The following is a 16,376-nucleotide window of genomic DNA, read 5'->3' as shown; positions in this document are numbered from 1 at the left end:
GAAATCGCGGCGGCGCTGGAGCTGCCGGCGCTGCTCGCGGAGCCCGCGCCGGAGCCGCCCACGGCTGGCGAAGCGTTGCCGGCCGCCAGTGGCGGCGAGCCGGACCGCCGCGCGGCGATGGCCGACTTCCTGAGCCGCGCCTTGTCGGCCGAGGAAGGGCTGCTTGTCCGGCCCGTCGCCTGGTGGGGCGAGACGGATCACGTGTTCAGCCACATCGTCTGGGACGTGCAGGTGTTCCGCGCGGAATTCGGCTTCTGGCAAGCGGGCGGTCTTGACGGCGGCGGGGACGGCGCCGGTGATGGCCTTGCGGCGATGGCCGCGGAAGCCCCAGGCGCGTACGGCGAAGGCGAAGGCGCCGCGCCGGACCGTTACCGCTGGATCGGCCCCGAAGAGATGGACACGCTCGCCTTTCCGAACGTGTTCGTCCGGATTCTGCAGGCGTATTGGCGCAATCCCGATTGATTCGGCGCAGAGCCCGTTCTACAATGGGGAAGGAAGCGTCCGGCTGCGCTGCAAGGCGCATGCGCGGGCGAACCTGAAGCAGGGGGGCAGGAACATGAGCGAAATGTTGGAACGGCTGCAGCGGGAGAAAATCGTCGCGATTTTCCGGGGCATCGAGGACCGGCATGCGGACCGGGCGGCGGAAGCGCTGCTGGACGGCGGCATCGCGCTGATGGAAGTGACGATGAATACGGCCGGCGCGGCGGGCATGATCGGCCGTTGGCAGGACAAGTACGGCGAGCGGGCCGGCATCGGCGCCGGGACGGTGCTCGATCTGGACATGGCGAAGGAAGCGGTCGCGGCGGGCGCGCGGTTTCTGATCTCGCCGAATCTGGACGAGACGGTCGTAGACTTCGGCTTGAAGCACGGCGTGCCCGTATGGCCCGGCGTCATGACGCCGACGGAAATCGTGCGCGCCTGGAAGGCCGGCGCGGAAGCGGTGAAGATCTTCCCGATGGGCACGCTCGGCTGGAAGTACCTTGCCGAGATCCGCGCGCCGCTCGACCGCATCCCGATGCTCGCCACGGGCGGTGTCGACCTGGACAATCTCGCCGATTATTTCAGAGCCGGCGCCAGCGCGGTCGGAATGGGCAGCAAGCTCGTCAACCTGGAGTGGGTGCGGGACGGGCGGTTTGACCTGCTCGAGGAACGCGCGCGCCAGTTCGTTGAGGCGGCGAAGGCGATCGGCTAGGCCGGGAAGTTTTCCGAAACGGAAAAATGAGAAAATTGTAAGATTTGTGTATGGAAAAACGCGGTCCCCAGGGACCGCGTTTTTTCGCGCCGCCGGCTTCCCCGCTTCGGAGGAGCCCCGGAAAAACCCGTATAAAACAAAGAGGCCTGCGGCATATCCGCAGGCGCAAGAGAGAAAATATATAATAAAGGGGGGTCATGGGTCTATTATAGCTTCTTAAGATGAAAGGAACATGAAGGAAATATTACAATTACATTACAGAAACCGTTTTAAGGCTATGCAAACTTAAAAAGGATACAGCATCGCGTCACCTCGCGAAGCATCGAATCCTGCCGGCAGTCGTCGAAGCGAAAACGGGAACGCCGGCAAGAATCGGGTGTTTTCGTTTTAGAACGATCGGTCAAAATATTTATTGACCGATCGTTCCAGATATGATAAATTGACCTCATGGACAGCGGGCCAAAGCCAGACAAGCGGCAGTGGCGCTCGAAGGAAAGTGCGGCAGCCAATCTGCCGGAGGAAGCAAGCGCTCTTTTTTTGCTCTTTTCTAGACCGTTTGGTCAAGAAATTGGCCGGCTAATTAAGCATACCTCTAATCACGCGCTCATCGCCATAGCATGCCATTATCCTGCCCTTGCCGGCCTGCCTACGTCCGAAAAGGCTATTACGCAACTATGACACGAAAAGGAGCCATCGCCATGAACGCGCAATTCACCGTAAACCGCAAGACGCCCGCTTATTGGCGCGTTACGTTCCATAACCCGCCGATCAACCTCCTGGATCCGGATACGATCTACGAGCTGTTGACGCTCATGGATCGGTTCGAGACGGATCCCGAGCTGAAAGTCGTCGTGTTCGACAGCGCCGATCCCGACTACTTCATCGCCCACTACGATATGGCGCGCGCGGGCGAAGCGCAGAAGACGCCAAGCGCGTCCGACCTGCCCGCCTGGATCGACTTCACGACGCGCCTGGCCAAGTCTTCCGTCGTCAGCATCGCGGAGATTCGCGGCCGGGCCCGGGGTATCGGCAGCGAATTCGCGCTGGCCTGCGACATGCGGTTCGCCAGCCGCGAGAAGGCCGTCTTCGGCCAGCCGGAAGTCGCGGTCGGCGTCGTGCCGGGAGGCGGCGGCAACGAAATGCTGGCCCGTCTCGCGGGACGCGCCCGGGCGCTCGAGATCGTCCTCGGCGCGGACGACTACGATGCAGGGACCGCGGAGCGCTACGGCTGGATCAATCGCGCGCTTCCGGATGCGGAGCTGACCGGCTTCGTCGACACTCTCGCGCATCGGATCGCGTCCTTCGATAGCCGGACGTTGAGCGAAGCCAAGCGGCTCCTCAATCGCGCGGAGCTGCCCGACGCGCCGGAGCTGATCGAATCCCGGACGGCTTTTCTTTCGCTGGCCGTGACCGAGAGCACGCGGGAAACGCTAACGAAGGCCATCGCGCAGGGCTTGGGCCGGGCAGGCGGCTTCGAGCTCGAGCTGGGCGCGCGATTGGGACGTTTGGATCATTCGGGTTAACCATTCCACCCATCCATATCCATATCTATATCCGATCGAGAAAAAGCGCCCTTGGGGCGCTTTTTTCGTTTGTCTTCAGCTTGCGTTTTCGCCTGCGGCCGCTGTCGGCGGCGCCGTAGGATTGCCTTGCGTACGGGGCGGGCTTGGGCGCATCGCGATTGGCTAATCGTCCCAGTAAGCGGGCAATCTACCCGATGAGGCCGAATCGCATCGGCCTCGTTTTCGCGTCCGCCACGACGCGGTTTTATTTACGGCTCCTATAATGCCTGATACAATCACTAGGTAAAAACCGGCATCATTCGACGAAAGGATGGCGCAAGCGATGAAACTTGTCGACCGAATCGCGAAGCCGCTCAGCGGCAGGGCAGTGACGCTGAAACGGCGGATTATCATTCTCTTCTTGATCAGCTCTTTGCTGCCCTTCATCTTCGTCTTCTTCATCTCCTACCACACGATCTACTCGATCCTGACGAACAAAATTCAGGACAACCTGCAGAGCAACCTGCGGCAGGTGGAGCTCTCCCTGGAGAACGCCGTCAACAATTTGAATTCGGTCTCCGAGCAGCTCGCGTTCAAAGGATCGATCGGCCGGGACCTGGAAATTTTGCTCACCTCGAACAACGCGTACGAACGGTCGCAGATGACCACGCAGATCAACGCCGAGCTGAATTTGGTCACCTTCACGAATACGAACGTCGGGCTGACGATGTATTACTTTCAGAAGGACGGGCTGCACCAATTCGAGAACACGGGCGTGAAGCCGGATTTCGATCCGAAGACGCTTCCGCTGCTCGCCGAGTATTACGGCATCACGTATTACGGCCCGCACATCAGCTACGACCGGTTCAACAACAACTACGTCCTGTCCGCGCTGCGGAAGGTGGACCTGCCGAGCCGGGACGACGTGTACGTGTACATCGAGAGCAACTTCAAGCTGACGGAGAGCCTGCTCGACAACGGCCAGAATCCCCAGCACGCGTACTACCTGTTCCTGAACAACGACCGCAGAATCACCTACAGCGAAATTCCGGACGACTATCCGCTCGGCGCGACGTTCGCCAGCGACTCGCCCGACAAGTCGCACGGCTTGCGCAATGCGTTCTATTGGTTCGACGAGACCAGCAACCAGGGCTGGAGCATCGTGTCGGTCATCTCGACCGCGGATTACGACAAGGAAATGAACAAGTGGTTCCTGCAGATCATCGGCTCGTCTCTGTTCTTCTTGGGCGTCAGCGTCTTCATGGGGTGGCTGCTGTGGAAGATGGTCTATCGTCCGCTCTCCACGTTCAACAAGGAGATGAAGTCGCTGACCAGCAACCGGACGCCGGCGAATCTCGCCCCGACGCGCATTCCGGAGTTCGACCAGCTGCTCACGCAATTTCGCGACATGAAGACGCAGATCTGGGAGCTGTTCGTCGAGGTCCAGCATAAGGAGAAGCGCCGCGCCGATCTGGAGGTCGAGAAGCTGCTCTACCAGATCAACCCGCATTTTCTGATGAACACGCTGGATACGGTGCATTGGCTGGCGGTCATGAACGGTCAGGGGGAGATCGACCGGATCATCACGTCGCTCAACAAGCTGCTCCACTACAATCTGGGCAAGCTCGGGCAATCCTCGACGATCCGCGACGAGGTGGATGCGCTCAAGCAATATTTGATATTGCAGAAGGTGCGCTACGACTTCGAGTTCCAGGTGAACATCGAGGTGGAGCCGAGCTTGCTCGAGAAGCCGATTCCCCGCTTCATCCTGCAGCCGCTGGTGGAAAATTCGCTGTACCACGGCTTCAGCGACAACGGCGTCATTCACGTGCTCGTCAAAGCGCGCGAAATGATCGAAATCTCCATCCAGGACAACGGATCGGGGATGACGCAGGAAGCGATCGCCAAGCTGCTGCACGGCGAGCAGCCGGAGCGCGAGAAGGTGGGCATGGGGATCGGCATGAACTACGTGAAGCGGATGCTCGAGGCATATTATAACGGCCAAGCGAAGATCCGCATCGAAAGCGTTCCCGGACAAGGAACGGGCATCTTTTTGAGTTTGCCGATAGCGAAGGAGGAGACGCCGTGATTCGGGTATTGATCGTGGACGACGAGAAATTGGTGCGGCAGGGCTTGATCACGTCCTTGCCATGGTCGGAATACGGCATGCAGGTCGTGGGCGAGGCCAAGAACGGGGAGAAGGCGATCGAATACTTGGAGCGGCAGGAGGCGGACCTGATGCTGACCGATCTCGCGATGCCGGTTATGTCGGGCATCGAGCTGATGCGCGTCGTCCGCAAGCGGTATCCGCGGCTGTACATCATCGTCCTGACGCTGCACCAGGATTTCGAGTATATCCAGGAAGCGCTGCGGCTCGGCGCCATCGATTACATCGCCAAGGTGGAGCTGACGGCGGACCGGTTCCCCGAGATCCTGGCGCGCATCCGCGAGCGGATCGCCGACGAAGAAAACAAGCGGCGGCAATCTGGGGACGAGGCGCCCGGAGACGAAGCGCCGCCGCGCGCGCCCGAGGGGCAGGCGGACGCGTACGATCGCGAGCTCGCCGAAGCCGCCGAGCCGTGGCGATCGCCCGATTGGGTCGGGGACGACGAACGGTTCGGGCTGCTGCTGGACGAGCTTCGCGCCATGGCGCTTCCTCCGTCCCGGCTCTTGCCGCTGCTGCGCGGGCTGACGGAAGAATGGAACGCGCTGTACGGTTCGCTGCTGCCCGAACCGCTGGAGCCGCCGGCGTCGGTCGAAGGCTGGCCGGAAGCCGCGGAGCGGCTGACGCGGGCGAAGGCGATCCTGAGCCGGGCGCTCGGATCGCCGCATTATTCCCAAGAGGTTCAGGAAGCCGTCCGGAAGGCCGTCCGGTTCATCCAGGAGCAGCTGGGCGGCCAGCTCTACGTCGCCGATATCGCGAAGCGGGTCAATATGAGCCGCAGCTATTTCAGCCAATGCTTCAAGGACCTCGTCGGCAGGACGTTCAACGAGTACGTGCGCCAGGCGAGGGTGGACAAGGCCAAGGAATATTTGGTGCATACGAACATGCCGATTCCGCTGGTGGCGGAGAAGACGGGCTACCTGGACGGCAAATATTTCAGCACGGTGTTCCGCGAGCAGACGGGCGAGCTGCCGAGCGCCTACCGGAAAATCCACCGGAAGGAGCGGTAACCGGCGCCGCCGAAATCGGACGTTTCTCCCGGTTTCGCGCCGTTAACGGCCGGGAAGGCAGACGGATGTCCGATCGGCGGGGCGGACAGAAGTCCGAATCGGACAAAATCAGGAAAAGGGCAAGCCCGAAGCGCACATGACTCTCCCTTAATACCGTGCCGCTTCCCGTCTTATTCGAGGCCCCCCGTGCGTTATAGTTAGGTTGCCAGATCGAAGACAAGCCGGAAAGAAGGGGAGCAAGTTGAAGAACAAACGAAAAAGCATCCCGGCCGCCGCGGCGATCTTGACGGCCGCGCTGCTCGTCAGCGCCTGCGGTTCGAACGGGGATTCGAACGCGAATACGGCGGCGAACGACGGCGGCAGCCAGACGGGGAACGCATCCGCCGCGCCGGCGGATCCGTTCGGCAAGTACGCCGAACCGGTCGAGCTCGCCGTCGGCCAGAAGGTCGACCCGGCCGACAAGTCGCTGCCTGCGGGCGATACGCCGGAGAATAACCAGTTCACGCGCTACATCAAGGACAATCTGAACATCGACGTCACGGACGCCTTCACGGCGTCGCCGACAAACTACGACCAGAAGGTCAGCCTGTCCATCTCCAGCAACGACCTGCCGGACGCGATGATCGTCAACGCGCAGCAGCTGCGCAGCATGTACGAGAACGGCCAGCTGGCCGACCTAACGGAAGCCTTCGACCAGTACGCCTCCCCGGCGCTGAAGCGCGTCCTGCAGGACTCCAACAAGCGCGCGCTCGACACCGTGACGTTCGACGGCAAGATCATGGCGCTGCCGCAAGCGGAGGATGCCGGCATCCACGAGATGTGGATCCGCAAGGATTGGCTCGACAAGCTCGGGCTGGAGCCGCCCAAGACGATGGCGGACCTTGAGAAGGTCGCGGAAGCGTTCGTCAAGCAGGACCCGGACGGCAACGGCAAAGCGGATACGATCGGAATCGCCGGTCCGTCCAGCAGCGGGAAGATGTACGCGAACTTCCTGGATTCCGCGAACAACCTGTACGGCTTCGATCCAATCTTCTCCGCGTACGGCGCGTACCCGGGCTATTGGGTCAAGGACGCGGACGGCAATCCGGCTTACGGCTCGACGCTGCCGCAGACGAAGGAAGCGCTCGGCGAGCTCCGCGATCTCTACGCCAAGGGCTTGATCGATCCGCAGATGGCGATCCGCACGGATTCCGGCGAGTCGATCGTCAGCGGCCAGACGGGCATGTTCTTCGCGCCGTGGTGGATGGGCTACGGTCCGCTGACGGACGCCGTCAAGCAAAATCCGAAGGCGAATTGGCAGGCGTACGCGCTGCCGCTGGACGCCCAAGGCCAATTCAGCCCGCATCTGAGCGCGCCGGCCGGCCAATTCGTCGTCGTCTCCAAGGACTACAAGCATCCCGAGTCGGTCATTAAATTGCAAAACCTGCTGCTGCGCGACGAGAACAAATTCGATCTGACCAAGGGCTCGATCGGGTTCTATCCCGTCCGGCTGGCGCTCGGGCCGTCCGACGAATCGGAATTTACCGTGCAGGCGGTGCGCGAGGTGCTCGCGGGCACGAAGAAGCCCGAAGACTTCGCGGATAAGCCGGAGTACAAGCTGCTCGCGGGCGACTTGAACAACATCAAGAAGGTGAAGCTCGAGCCGTACGACAAGATGGACATCCAGTACTGGAATCCGACGGCGGACATGGGCGCATGGACGCGGCTGTACTCGATCATGGTCGGCGTGGCGCCGTTCGTGGACGTGCCGATGAACCGGGTCAGCAGCCTGCTCTATTCGCAGACGAACGCGATGGAGACCAAGTGGACCAACCTGAAGAAGATGGAAGACGAAACGTTCCTGAAAATCGTCGTCGGCGGGGCGTCGCTCGACACGTTCGATAAGTTCGTGGCCGACTGGAAGAAGCAAGGCGGCGATCAAATTACCGCCGAGGTCGCCGAAGCGGTGAAGCCATAAGATCTTGCCGGGGGCTTGGATCCAAGCCCCTTTCCATTGCCCGCCGGCCGACATTTCGGGGAGGGAACACGCATGCACAGCAAACGATTCGCCAAGCACTACTACTTCATGCTGCTGCCGGGCTTCGTCTGGCTTGGAATATTCAGTATTTTCCCAATGTTCGGAATTATTATCGCGTTCGAGCAGTTCAGCCCGGTTAAAGGCATGCTCGGCTCCGAATGGGTCGGGCTGGAGAACTTCCGCTACATGTTCACGCTGAGCGATACCGCGAGCATCTTCTTCAATACGATTTTCATCGCCGTCATGAAGATTATCGCCAACCTGATCGTCCCGCTCGTCTTCGCGCTGCTGCTTAACGAGCTTCGCCTCGCGGTCCTGAAGAAATGGGTGCAGACCATCGTGTACCTGCCCCACTTCCTGTCCTGGGTCATTCTCGGGGGCATCGTGCTCGACTTGTTCGCCTTCGACGGCCCGATCAACGAGCTGATGAAGTTCTTCGGCCTGCACGCGCACAATTTCTTCGCGAACGCGACGCTGTTCCCGTTTCTCGCGGTCGGCTCGGACGTGTGGAAGGAATTCGGATTCAACATGATCATCTACTTGGCCGCGCTGACCGGCATCAATCCCGCCTTGTACGAGGCGGCGGGGATGGACGGCGCGTCGCGGATGCGCCGCTTGTGGCACGTAACGCTGCCGGGCATCCGCACGACGGCCGCCCTGCTGGCCGTGCTCGGGCTCGGGAACGTGCTGAACGCGGGCTTCGATCAGATCTTCAACCTGTACAACCCGCTCGTGTACTCGTCGGGGGACATCATCGATACGTGGGTGTACCGGACGGGCCTCATGGACATGCAGTACGAGCTCGCGACGGCGGTCGGCCTGCTCAAATCGGTCGTCGGCTTCGTGCTCATCGCCCTCTCGTACGTGGCCGCGAGCAAGTGGGCCAATTATCGGATTTTCTAAGGAAAGGAGGCGAGCGAAATGGTGAAGGAAACGACGCTCGGTTCAAAGCTGTTCGACGCCCTGCTCGTGGTCATACTCGTCGCCGTCGCCGTGACCTGCATACTGCCGCTCTGGTACACGCTGGCCGTCTCGTTCAGCACCAAGGCCGCCGCGGCGGGCGGGCAGATCTCGCTCTGGCCGGTCGGCTTCAACCTGAATTCTTACAAGCAGCTGCTGCAGGACAATCAATTCTTCGTGTCGTTCTGGACGTCCGTCAAGCGCGTCGTGCTCGGCGCCGGCCTGAATCTGCTGGTCGTGCCGCTGATGGCGTACCCGCTGTCGAAGACGATCAAGGATTTCCGGCTCCGCAACGTGCTCATGTGGGTCGTCCTGTTCACCATGCTGTTCAACGGCGGCTTGATTCCGCTGTACTTGACGATCCGGAAGCTCGGCCTGTTCAACAGCGTCTGGTCGCTGGTGCTGGTCGGCGGCGCGCAGACGCTCGTGTTCAACGTCGTTCTGGCGATGAACTTCTTCCGCAACCTGCCGCGGGAGCTGGACGAGGCGGCGCTCGTGGACGGCGCGGGGCCTTGGTATATTTTGCTCAAAGTGTACGTGCCGCTATCCGCGCCGGTGCTGGCCACCGTGTCGCTCTTCAGCATCGTCTACCATTGGAACGAGTTTCTGTACGGCCTGGTCTTCATGACGCGGGAGCAATTCTATCCGCTGCAGACCTACATCCAGCAGGTCGTCGTCATGCTGGATCCGTCGACGATGTCCACGGACGAGCTCGAACGGATGAGCCAGCTCTCCAACCGGACGTTGAACGCGGCGAAGATCTTCATCGCGATGGTTCCGGTGCTGCTCGTCTATCCGTTCCTGCAGCGCTTCTTCATTCACGGCATTACGCTCGGGTCGGTCAAAGAATAGGCCGCGTCCGGGCAATCGGGCAACGTTACGGCAGGGAGGAATCAGAGATGAAAGAAGTTCAAATCGGCATGATCGGCTATAAATTCATGGGCAAGGCGCACAGCCACGCCTACCGGGATTTGCCGATGTTTTTCCCGGACGCGCCGGCGCCGGTCATGAACGCGATCTGCGGCCGCGACGAGGCGGGCGTGCGCGAAGCGGCGAAGCGGTTCGGCTGGGCGCATGCCGTCACGGATTGGCGCGAACTGGTCGCGCGGCCGGATATCGACGTCGTCGACATCAACGCGCCGAGCGACGCGCATAAGGAAATCGCCATCGCGGCGGCCAAGGCCGGCAAGCACCTGTTCTGCGAGAAGCCGCTCGCGCTGTCGCTGGCTGACGCCCGGGAGATGCTCGCCGCCGCCGAGGCGGCCGGCGTCAAGCATATGGCCGGCCTCAATTACCGCTTCGCGCCGGCGATCCGCTTGGCGAAGAAGCTGATCGAAGAAGGACGCATCGGCCGGATTCATCATTTCCGCGCCGTGTTCCTGCAGGATTGGCTCGTCGATCCGGCGTTCCCGCTCGTCTGGCGGCTGAAGAAGGAAGTGGCGGGCTCCGGCTCGCACGGCGATTTGAACGCGCATCTGATCGATCTGGCCCGCTACCTGGTCGGCGAAATCAACGAGGTGGCCGGCATGAGCGAGACCTTCGTAAGACGCCGGCCGATCGCCGAATCCATGAGCGGCCTGAACGCGCAGGGCAGCGCGGACGGGCCGTCCGGCGAGGTGACGGTCGACGACGCGACGCTGTTCCTGGCCCGGTTCGCGGGCGGGGCCTTGGGCAGCTTCGAGGCGACCCGGTTCGCCGCCGGCCATCGCTGCACGAACGGATTCGAGATCAACGGCAGCGAAGGCAGCTTGCGGTTCGACTTCGAGCGGATGAACGAGCTGGAGGTGTATTTCACCGGCGATGCCGACGACGTGCAGGGCTTCCGGCGCGTGCTGGCGACCGATCCCGCCCATGCGTACATGGAGGCCTGGTGGCCGCCCGGCCATACGATCGGCTTCGAGCACACGTTCGTGCACGAAGCGCTGGAATTGATGGAAGCCATCCGCGACGACCGCCAGCCCGAGCCGAATTTCCGGGACGGCATCCGGTGCCAGGAAGTGCTGGAGGCCGTCGATATATCCATCGCCGAACGCCGCTGGGTGGCGATCGCCGAATTGAAGGAGGACGATCATGACTAATTCGAAGCTGGGCACGAACGCCGTCGCCCAAATCGGCGTGGTGGTGCACGACATCGAAACGGCCTCGCGCGCGTATGCCGAGCTTCTCGGCATCGAGCCGCCGGCCTGGTTCTGGACGGATGCGGCGGACAAGGCGAAGACGGAATACGGCGGCGCGCCTTCGGAGGCGCGCGCGAAGCTGGCGTTCATCGATCTGGGTCCCGTGCAGCTGGAGCTGATCGAGCCCGACGGTCATCCGAGCACCTGGCGCGACCATCTGAACGCGCGCGGCGAAGGCGTCCACCATCTGGCCTTCGTCGTCGAGAAGATGAAGGACAAGATCGACGCGCTGGAGAAGCACGGCATTCCGCTGCAGCAGAAGGGCGAGTATACCGGCGGACGATACGCTTATATGGATTCGTCCCGGGCGTTGAAGGTGCTGCTGGAATTGCTGGAGAACGATCGTTAACGGTCCCTTGCCGATTATTGCGAACGCGGGACGGGGCGATTGCGTCCGTTATGCCGCGCGCTTGCCGGTAGAAGGGCGAATGGGGAAGGAGCGAAGTCGATGAACATCCTGATCACGGGCGCGAACCGCGGGCTGGGCTTGGCGATCGCCGAGGCGGCGCTCGGGCGCGGGCATGCCGTCATCGCCGGCATGCGCGATCCCGCCGCGAAGAGCGACGGTCTGGCCGCGCTCGCCGGGCGGCATGGCGCGCGGCTTGCCTTGGCCGCGCTGGACGTTACGGACGAGGCGGGGCTGTCGGACTTGGCCGCCCGTCTGAAACAAGCCGGGACGCGGCTCGGCGCGATCGTCAACAACGCCGCCGTGCTCGCCGCGCGCAATACCCCGATCGAGGCGCTTCGGATGGACGAGGTCGCCGAATCGTTCGATATCAATCTGTTCGGGCCGATGCGGGTGGCGAAGCACTTCCTGCCGCTGCTGACGGAACGGGACGCGGCGCTCATCAACATCTCGTCGGAAGCGGGCAGCGTCACGCACGCGTACCCGGGCGATTATCCTTATGCGCTGTCGAAGGCGGCGCTCAATATGTTCACGCGCCAGCTGCGCGCTTACGTCAAGGACCGGGGCATCGCGGTGCTGAGCGTGCACCCCGGCTGGATGAAGACGGATATGGGCGGCCCCTCGGCGCCGGGCAATCCGCGCGATAGCGCGAGCGGCATCTTGGATATGATCGAGCGGAAAATCGTTCCCGCGGCACCGTTCGATTTCGTGGATCATGCAGGGAAGGAAATGCCGATTTGACGACGCTCTGATTAGAAGCTTTGATTAGAAGCTTTGATTAGAAGCTTTGATTTGAAGCTTTGATTAGAAGCTTTGATTTAGAAGCTTTGATTTGAAACTTCGATTAGAAACTTCGATTAGCAACTTTGATTAGAAACTTCAATTAGCAACTTTGATTCGACGCTTTGAATTGCAAGACTCATCACTTCATCTACGAAATGGGGAAAACCGCCATGAACAACCCGATCGGTTTCGACGGATTCATCCAGATCGCGCTCGTCGTGAAGGACATCCGGAAGGCGGCCGAGACCTGGGCCCGCTTCTTCAACGTGCCCGTGCCGGACATCGCCGACCATCCGCCGGCCCGCAATCCGGAATTGACCTATCGCGGGCAGCCCGCCTATTACGGCCTCAAGTTCGCCGTCATTCAGGCCGGCGGCTTCGTCATCGAGCTCCACGAGCCGGACGAGCGCGACAGCACGTTCCGCGAGTTTCTCGACAAGCACGGCAACGGCGTTCATCATCTGGGCTTCCAGGTCGGCGACAAGCGAGACGCGGTGATCGGCGAACTGGAGGAAATGGGGTACGCGATGCGCACGGTCGGATACTATCCCGGCAGCAGCTGGACGATCGTCGACAGCGAGGACGATCTGGGCGTGAATTTGAACATCAAGCCGAAGGCGTAACGCCCGGGTTCCCGGGAGCGCCGCGGATAACGAGAAGGAGCGAGCGATCATGAAGCGATTGAAGGAACCGCGGCAGGAAGCGGGAAGAAACGTCGTCAGCCTGCTGGAGACCGTCGACGCGCGGACCGGCGAACGGCGCGTCCTGGCCGAATTCGATTATTTGGTCGAGGCGCCGAATTGGACCCCCGACGGCACGCGTTTGATTTATAACAGCTTGGGCTATCTCTACGCGTTCGACATCGCCACGGGAGAGAGCAAGGTCATCGAATCGGGCTTCGCCGTGCAGTGCAACAACGACCATGTCTTGTCGCCGGACGGCGCGTTCGTCGCGGTCAGCCATCATACCTACGAAGACGGCCAATCGCGCATCTATACGTTCCCGCTCGCCGGCGGGCAGCCGGTCCTCGTCACGCCGATGGCGCCGAGCTATCTGCACGGCTGGTCGCCGGACGGCCGCACGCTCGCGTACTGCGCGGAGCGCGACGGCGAGTACGATATTTACGAAATTCCCGTAGACGGCGGCATCGAGCGGCAGCTGACCTTCGCGGAGGGATTGAACGACGGGCCCGAGTATTCGCCGGACGGCAAGCACATCTGGTTCAATTCGGTGCGATCCGGCCTGATGCAGGTGTGGCGCATGAACGCGGACGGCAGCGGGCAGACGCAAATGACGTTCGACGAGAGCAACAGCTGGTTCCCGCACGTATCGCCCGACGGCGAACAAGTCGCGTACATCACGTACCGGAAGGACGACGTCGCGCCGGGCGACCACCCCGCGAACAAGCAGGTCGAGATTCGCGTCATCGCAAGCGCCGGAGGCGAGTACCGCACGCTCGCGGCGTTGTTCGGCGGACAAGGCACGCTTAACGTCAACTCCTGGTCGCCGGACGGCGGACGTTTGGCGTTCGTGAGCTACAAGCTGAAGGAAGAAGCGTAATCCCCCGCGGATCGTTGACGGGATCGGGTTGCGCCCGATTCGCGCATAACCATACTCGAGAAGCATGCCGCCGATGAAGCGGCATGCTTCTTTGCGCTTGGACGCCTCAACGGATTTTTAGCGAATCCCGTTGCCAAAACGACGAATCGGCTCTAAAATGAACATATAAAGTAATAAATGAACTTAAATGAACATGAAAAGGAGAATGCAATCATGGAAATCCGTTATGCTTCCCATCCGAACGAGGTCAAGGCGTTCGACACGACCCGCCTGCGGGACGAGTTTCTGATCGAGCGGCTGCTCCAGGCCGACAAGCTCGTGCTGAGCTATTCCCACGTCGACCGGTTCATCATCGGCGGCGTCGTGCCGGTCCGCGAGACCGTCAAGCTCGAGGCGGACCCGAAGACGATCGGCGCGGCCACGTTCCTGGAGCGCCGCGAGATCGGCATCATCAACGTCGGCGGCGCGGGCACGGTGACGGTCGACGGCGAGACGTACGCGATGGCGAGCAAGGACTGCCTCTACGTCGGCCGCGGCGCGAAGGACGTCGTCTTCGCGAGCGAGGACGCGGGCAAGCCGGCGAAGTACTACTTGAACTCGACCCCGGCGCATCAGACGTACCCGACGGTGAAGGCCGCGATCAGCGAGGCGTCCCCGAACCATCTCGGCAGCCGGACGAATTCCAACGAGCGGACGATCTACCGCTATATCCATACCGGCGGCATCCAGAGCTGCCAGCTCGTCATGGGCATGACGCTCCTGAAGGACGGCAGCATGTGGAACACGATGCCGTGCCATACGCATAACCGCCGCTCGGAGGTGTACTTCTACTTCGACATGCCGGAGGACGGGGTCGTGTTCCATCTGATGGGCGAGCCGGACGAGACGCGCCACCTCGCGGTGCGGGGCGAGCAGGCCGTCATTTCGCCGAGCTGGTCGATCCACAGCGGCGTCGGCACGAGCAGCTATACGTTCATCTGGGGCATGGCCGGCGAGAACCAAGTGTTCGAGGACATGGACGCCGTGGCCATGAAAGATTTAAAATAAGAGCAAAACTACGCAAGAAAGCGACGAATCCGACATGAACCCACTGCGAAGATACGAGAAGATCATGGAAACGCTGCTGGCCGCGCGCGAGGTGACGGTCGCGGAGCTGACCGAGGCGCTCGGCGTCACGGGCAAGACGATCCGGGAGGACCTGGCGAAGCTGGAGGAGAAAGGTTTGCTGGCCCGCGTGCACGGCGGGGCGGTGCTCGCGCAGCCGAACCAGCTCGGCATCCTGTCGCCGAAGCGCGAGGAAGCGCCGAACGCGGCGGAGCGCCGGGAGATCGCGGCGTCGGCCGCGGCGCTCGTCGAGCCGAACGAGGTCATCGCCCTGGACGGCGGGCGCACGACCTTGGAGATGGCCCGGCAGCTTGCGGATCAGCCGCTCACCGTCGTGACCAACGACCTGCTCATCATCGCGGAGCTGTCCCGCAGGGAGCGGATCCGCCTCGTCGTGCCCGGCGGCTACCAGAGCCGGAACGTGCTGATCGGCGCCGAAGCGGAAGCCTACATCCGCAAACTGAACATCACGAAGGCGTTTCTCTCCGCGACGGGCGTGCACGCCGAATACGGCTTCACGATCTATTCCGGCGAATCCGTCGGCATCAAGCGGGCGTGGCTGGAGACGGCGAAGGCCTCGTACGTGACGGCGGATCACCACAAGTTCGGGCAGGGGGCGCTCTTCACCTTCGCCAGGCTGGACGAGGTCGCGGCGATCATTACGGACTCGGGCATGCCGTCCGGAACGGCGGAGCTGTTCCGCCAGGGCGGCGCGCGGGTAATCATACAAGGGAGTGGAAGCGATGAGCTTTGATTTAACGGGCAAAACGGCGCTGGTCACCGGCACGTCCGGCGGCATCGGCCAGGCGATCGCCGTCGGGCTCGCGGAAGCGGGCGCGTCGGTCGTCGCCGTCTCGGCCTCGAACAGCGCCGAGACGGTCGCGCTGGCGCGCGCGTTCGGCGGCACGATCGCGGAATTTTCCGCCGACCTGAGCGACCTGGACGGGCTGGAGGCGGTCTTCGCCCGGGCGCTCGGCTGCTTCGGGCAGGTCGACATTCTCGTCAACAACGCCGGCACGATCCGCCGCGCGCCCGCCGCCGAGCACGCGCGCCGGGATTGGCACGACGTCATCGACCTGAACCTGAACGCGCTGTTCTTCCTCAGCCAGCTCGCGGGCGGCCATATGATCGAGCGGGGCAGCGGCAAAATCATCAACATCGCCTCCATGCTCAGCTACCAGGGCGGCATCAACGTGCCCGGCTACACGGCGAGCAAGCACGCGGTGGCCGGCGTCACGAAGGCGCTCGCCAACGAATGGGCGAGCAAAGGCATTCAGGTGAACGCGATCGCGCCGGGCTACATCGCCACGCGCAACACGGCGCCGCTTCGGGCGGACGAGCAGCGGAGCCAGGCCATCCTGGAGCGCATCCCGGCGGGCCGCTGGGGCAGCCCGGACGATTTGAAGGGGCCGGCGGTGTTCCTGGCCTCCTCCGCTTCCGACTATATGAACGGCCACGTGCTCTGCGTCGACGGCGGCTGGATGGCCCGCTGACGCCGGTC

General features: G+C 62.2%; 16 protein-coding genes. All 16 read left to right on the top strand.

The window, feature by feature from the left end; translation table 11 throughout:
* Positions 1–462: NUDIX hydrolase (locus I8J29_RS17185; protein WP_476703910.1), on the top strand; the 462-nt coding region annotated here is incomplete at its 5' end.
* 94 nt (positions 463–556) lie between these two features.
* Positions 557–1,192, top strand: a complete 636-nt coding sequence (locus I8J29_RS17180) for a bifunctional 4-hydroxy-2-oxoglutarate aldolase/2-dehydro-3-deoxy-phosphogluconate aldolase (protein WP_208848763.1) — start codon at positions 557–559, stop codon at positions 1,190–1,192.
* A gap of 698 nt (positions 1,193–1,890) precedes the next feature.
* Complete coding sequence (locus I8J29_RS17175) at positions 1,891–2,715, top strand: enoyl-CoA hydratase/isomerase family protein (RefSeq protein ID WP_208848762.1); 825 nt, start codon at positions 1,891–1,893, stop codon at positions 2,713–2,715.
* Between the two features lie 322 nt (positions 2,716–3,037).
* Positions 3,038–4,783 carry a sensor histidine kinase gene (locus tag I8J29_RS17170; protein WP_240546260.1) on the top strand — a complete coding sequence of 582 codons (1,746 nt, stop codon included), beginning with the start codon at positions 3,038–3,040 and terminating at the stop codon, positions 4,781–4,783.
* A complete protein-coding gene (locus I8J29_RS17165; RefSeq protein ID WP_208848761.1) occupies positions 4,780–5,868 on the top strand; it encodes a response regulator transcription factor in 1,089 nt (362 codons plus the stop codon). The genes I8J29_RS17170 and I8J29_RS17165 overlap by 4 nt, the downstream gene beginning before the upstream one ends.
* 241 nt (positions 5,869–6,109) lie before the next feature.
* Positions 6,110–7,825: an extracellular solute-binding protein gene (locus tag I8J29_RS17160; RefSeq protein WP_208848760.1), complete on the top strand. Its 1,716-nt coding sequence runs from the start codon at positions 6,110–6,112 to the stop codon at positions 7,823–7,825.
* Between the two features lie 72 nt (positions 7,826–7,897).
* Positions 7,898–8,788, top strand: a complete 891-nt coding sequence (locus I8J29_RS17155; protein WP_208848759.1) for an ABC transporter permease — start codon at positions 7,898–7,900, stop codon at positions 8,786–8,788.
* Between the two features lie 18 nt (positions 8,789–8,806).
* Positions 8,807–9,697 (top strand): carbohydrate ABC transporter permease, encoded by an 891-nt coding sequence (locus I8J29_RS17150; RefSeq protein ID WP_208848758.1) that lies wholly within the window; start codon positions 8,807–8,809, stop codon positions 9,695–9,697.
* Positions 9,698–9,744: 47 nt separating this feature from the next.
* Positions 9,745–10,923 (top strand): Gfo/Idh/MocA family protein, encoded by a 1,179-nt coding sequence (locus tag I8J29_RS17145; RefSeq protein WP_208848757.1) that lies wholly within the window; start codon positions 9,745–9,747, stop codon positions 10,921–10,923.
* Positions 10,916–11,371, top strand: a complete 456-nt coding sequence (locus I8J29_RS17140) for a VOC family protein (protein ID WP_208848756.1) — start codon at positions 10,916–10,918, stop codon at positions 11,369–11,371. The genes I8J29_RS17145 and I8J29_RS17140 overlap by 8 nt, the downstream gene beginning before the upstream one ends.
* Positions 11,372–11,470: 99 nt before the next feature.
* Positions 11,471–12,169 carry an SDR family NAD(P)-dependent oxidoreductase gene (locus I8J29_RS17135; RefSeq protein ID WP_208848755.1) on the top strand — a complete coding sequence of 233 codons (699 nt, stop codon included), beginning with the start codon at positions 11,471–11,473 and terminating at the stop codon, positions 12,167–12,169.
* Positions 12,170–12,381: 212 nt separating this feature from the next.
* Positions 12,382–12,834 carry a VOC family protein gene (locus I8J29_RS17130; RefSeq protein WP_208848754.1) on the top strand — a complete coding sequence of 151 codons (453 nt, stop codon included), beginning with the start codon at positions 12,382–12,384 and terminating at the stop codon, positions 12,832–12,834.
* A 49-nt stretch (positions 12,835–12,883) separates the two neighbouring features.
* Entirely contained in the window at positions 12,884–13,771 is an 888-nt protein-coding gene (locus tag I8J29_RS17125) for a TolB family protein (protein ID WP_208848753.1), read from the top strand.
* 213 nt (positions 13,772–13,984) lie between these two features.
* Entirely contained in the window at positions 13,985–14,818 is an 834-nt protein-coding gene (kduI, locus tag I8J29_RS17120) for a 5-dehydro-4-deoxy-D-glucuronate isomerase (protein ID WP_208848752.1), read from the top strand.
* Positions 14,819–14,852: 34 nt separating this feature from the next.
* The gene (locus tag I8J29_RS17115) at positions 14,853–15,629 is read left to right on the top strand and encodes a DeoR/GlpR family DNA-binding transcription regulator (protein WP_208848751.1); all 777 of its coding nucleotides are present in this window, start codon (positions 14,853–14,855) and stop codon (positions 15,627–15,629) included.
* Positions 15,619–16,368, top strand: a complete 750-nt coding sequence (kduD, locus tag I8J29_RS17110; RefSeq protein ID WP_090644488.1) for a 2-dehydro-3-deoxy-D-gluconate 5-dehydrogenase KduD — start codon at positions 15,619–15,621, stop codon at positions 16,366–16,368. The genes I8J29_RS17115 and kduD overlap by 11 nt, the downstream gene beginning before the upstream one ends.
* The last annotated feature ends 8 nt before the right edge of the window (positions 16,369–16,376 follow it).

It is taken from the genome of Paenibacillus artemisiicola, assembly GCF_017652985.1.
In the GTDB taxonomy this organism is placed as follows: domain Bacteria; phylum Bacillota; class Bacilli; order Paenibacillales; family Paenibacillaceae; genus Paenibacillus_Z; species Paenibacillus_Z artemisiicola.
This window is presented reverse-complemented; position numbering and strand designations above follow the sequence as displayed.

What these genes read in the sequence shown, in the direction of transcription:
- I8J29_RS17180 (WP_208848763.1), top strand. Translation starts at nt 557, where the DNA reads ATGAGCGAAATGTTGGAACGGCTGCAGCGGGAGAAAATCGTCGCGATT.
- I8J29_RS17175 (WP_208848762.1), top strand. Translation starts at nt 1,891, where the DNA reads ATGAACGCGCAATTCACCGTAAACCGCAAGACGCCCGCTTATTGGCGC.
- I8J29_RS17170 (WP_240546260.1), top strand. Translation starts at nt 3,038, where the DNA reads ATGAAACTTGTCGACCGAATCGCGAAGCCGCTCAGCGGCAGGGCAGTG.
- I8J29_RS17155 (WP_208848759.1), top strand. Translation starts at nt 7,898, where the DNA reads ATGCACAGCAAACGATTCGCCAAGCACTACTACTTCATGCTGCTGCCG.
- I8J29_RS17150 (WP_208848758.1), top strand. Translation starts at nt 8,807, where the DNA reads ATGGTGAAGGAAACGACGCTCGGTTCAAAGCTGTTCGACGCCCTGCTC.
- I8J29_RS17145 (WP_208848757.1), top strand. Translation starts at nt 9,745, where the DNA reads ATGAAAGAAGTTCAAATCGGCATGATCGGCTATAAATTCATGGGCAAG.
- I8J29_RS17140 (WP_208848756.1), top strand. Translation starts at nt 10,916, where the DNA reads ATGACTAATTCGAAGCTGGGCACGAACGCCGTCGCCCAAATCGGCGTG.
- I8J29_RS17135 (WP_208848755.1), top strand. Translation starts at nt 11,471, where the DNA reads ATGAACATCCTGATCACGGGCGCGAACCGCGGGCTGGGCTTGGCGATC.
- I8J29_RS17130 (WP_208848754.1), top strand. Translation starts at nt 12,382, where the DNA reads ATGAACAACCCGATCGGTTTCGACGGATTCATCCAGATCGCGCTCGTC.
- I8J29_RS17125 (WP_208848753.1), top strand. Translation starts at nt 12,884, where the DNA reads ATGAAGCGATTGAAGGAACCGCGGCAGGAAGCGGGAAGAAACGTCGTC.
- kduI (WP_208848752.1), top strand. Translation starts at nt 13,985, where the DNA reads ATGGAAATCCGTTATGCTTCCCATCCGAACGAGGTCAAGGCGTTCGAC.
- I8J29_RS17115 (WP_208848751.1), top strand. Translation starts at nt 14,853, where the DNA reads ATGAACCCACTGCGAAGATACGAGAAGATCATGGAAACGCTGCTGGCC.
- kduD (WP_090644488.1), top strand. Translation starts at nt 15,619, where the DNA reads ATGAGCTTTGATTTAACGGGCAAAACGGCGCTGGTCACCGGCACGTCC.